Annotated in this window: 2 protein-coding genes; both read left to right on the top strand. The window is 63.0% G+C overall.

The annotated features are described in order from the left end of the window. The coding region (locus GIW04_RS30310) for a substrate-binding periplasmic protein (protein WP_236349213.1) at nucleotides 1–435 on the top strand (435 nt) is incomplete at its 5' end. Nucleotides 436–657: 222 nt separating this feature from the next. Further along, the coding region (locus GIW04_RS30305; RefSeq protein ID WP_236349481.1) for a DEAD/DEAH box helicase at nucleotides 658–1,944 on the top strand (1,287 nt) is incomplete at its 3' end.

The raw sequence follows: 1,944 nt of genomic DNA, 5'->3' as shown, positions 1-1,944 counted from the left end.
CTCGACGACCTGCGTGGCCTGACGGTCGGTGTTTCCCCCGGCTACCTCTATGGCGACGCGTTCAGTGGGTCCAACACCTTCCAGCGTGAACCTGCGCCCAGCCATGAAGCCAATTTTGGCAAACTCATGCTGGGGCGCGTCGATATGGTGGTGACTGACCGGCGCGTGGGGCACTACGTGATCAAGGCGCTGGGCCTGGAAGGTAAGGTCAGCCAGGCGTCGGTGGTGGTCAGTCGCCAGCAGCAATTTCTTGCGGTACGCCGTGGCGCAGGCATGGACCTGCTGGTGCAACGCTTTGCCGCCGAGCTCAAGCGCTTCAAGCAAGAGCCGGCCTATGCCACCTTGAGTGCTAAATATGGCCGGATGCAGGAGCAAACGGCACCCATACCACCTCCCGAACACGCCGTTGAGCAGCAGGAAAGCAGCGCGCAGTGATTGCTCTGTTATACTGCGGCCTTTCCGCCAGGCTTACGCCCGGCCGCTCGGGTCTTGAAAACGGCACCCAACCCAGCTACTGCGCAGCTTTGCGGCCCGCGCGAGCCGGTGGAGTGCCCGCCAGACGCAGCAGGACCGGACGGGGTTGCGCTCCCCTAAGCGCCATTCACGCCCGGCAAGATTATCCCTTTGGGCCAAGCCCTAACTAAAACAGGATTACTCATGTCCTTTGCTTCCCTCGGTCTCTCCGAGGCTTTAGTCCGCGCCATCGAGGCAGCGGGCTATACCGAGCCTACTCCGGTGCAACAGCGGGCCATTCCCGCCGTGTTGCAAGGTCGCGACCTGATGGTCGCGGCTCAGACAGGTACTGGTAAAACCGGCGGTTTCGCCCTCCCGATCCTGGAGCGGTTGTTTCCCAACGGTCACCCGGACAAATCCCAACGTCACGGCCCGCGCCAACCGCGTGTACTGGTCCTGACCCCAACCCGCGAACTCGCCGCCCAAGTGCACGACAGCTTCAAGCTGTATGCCCGCGACTTGAAGTTTGTCAGCGCCTGCATCTTCGGCGGCGTCGGCATGAACCCACAGGTTCAGGCCATGTCCCGTGGCGTCGATGTACTGGTAGCCTGCCCAGGTCGTTTGCTCGACCTGTGCGGCCAAGGCAGCGTCGATTTGTCCCACGTGGAAATCCTCGTGCTGGACGAAGCCGACCGCATGCTCGACATGGGCTTTGTCCATGACGTGAAAAAGGTCCTCGCCCGCCTGCCGGCCAAACGTCAGAACCTGCTGTTTTCGGCAACGTTCTCCCAGGACATCACCGCCCTGGCTGGCAAGCTGCTGCACAACCCCGAGCGCATCGAAGTCACGCCACCGAACACCACGGTCGAGCGTATCGAGCAACGCGTGTTCCGCCTGGCAGCCAGCCACAAGCGCTCGCTGCTGGCGCACCTGATCACCCACGGTGCCTGGGAACAGGTGCTGGTGTTCACTCGCACCAAGCACGGCGCCAACCGCCTGGCCGAGTACCTGGACAAGCACGGTCTCACCGCCGTCGCCATCCACGGCAACAAGAGCCAGAACGCGCGCACCAAAGCCCTGGCCGACTTCAAGGCCGGTACCGTGCGTATCCTGGTCGCTACCGATATCGCCGCACGTGGCCTGGATATCGACCAATTGCCACACGTGGTCAACTTCGAGCTGCCAAACGTCGATGAAGACTACGTGCACCGTATCGGCCGTACGGGCCGTGCCGGTCGTTCGGGCGAGGCCATTTCGTTGGTCGCGCCGGACGAAGAAAAACTGCTGAAAAGCATCGAACGCATGACCAAGCAGAAAATCGCCGATGGCGACCTGATGGGCTTCGATGCCAGCGCCGTGGAGGCCGAGAAGCCAGAAGCGCGCGAGCGTCCGGATGTGCGCAACCCTCGCAACCCACGCGGCCCCAAAGGCGATGGCCCGAACGGCGGCGGTGGTGGCGGTGGCGGTGGTCGTCGCGACAAAGGCAAGGAC

The sequence above is a fragment of the Pseudomonas sp. PA-4-8C genome, from assembly GCF_021606625.1.
Taxonomy (GTDB): Bacteria; Pseudomonadota; Gammaproteobacteria; order Pseudomonadales; family Pseudomonadaceae; genus Aquipseudomonas; species Aquipseudomonas lactis.
Note: the sequence above shows the minus strand (reverse complement) of the source record. Positions and strands in the feature narration are given on the sequence as shown.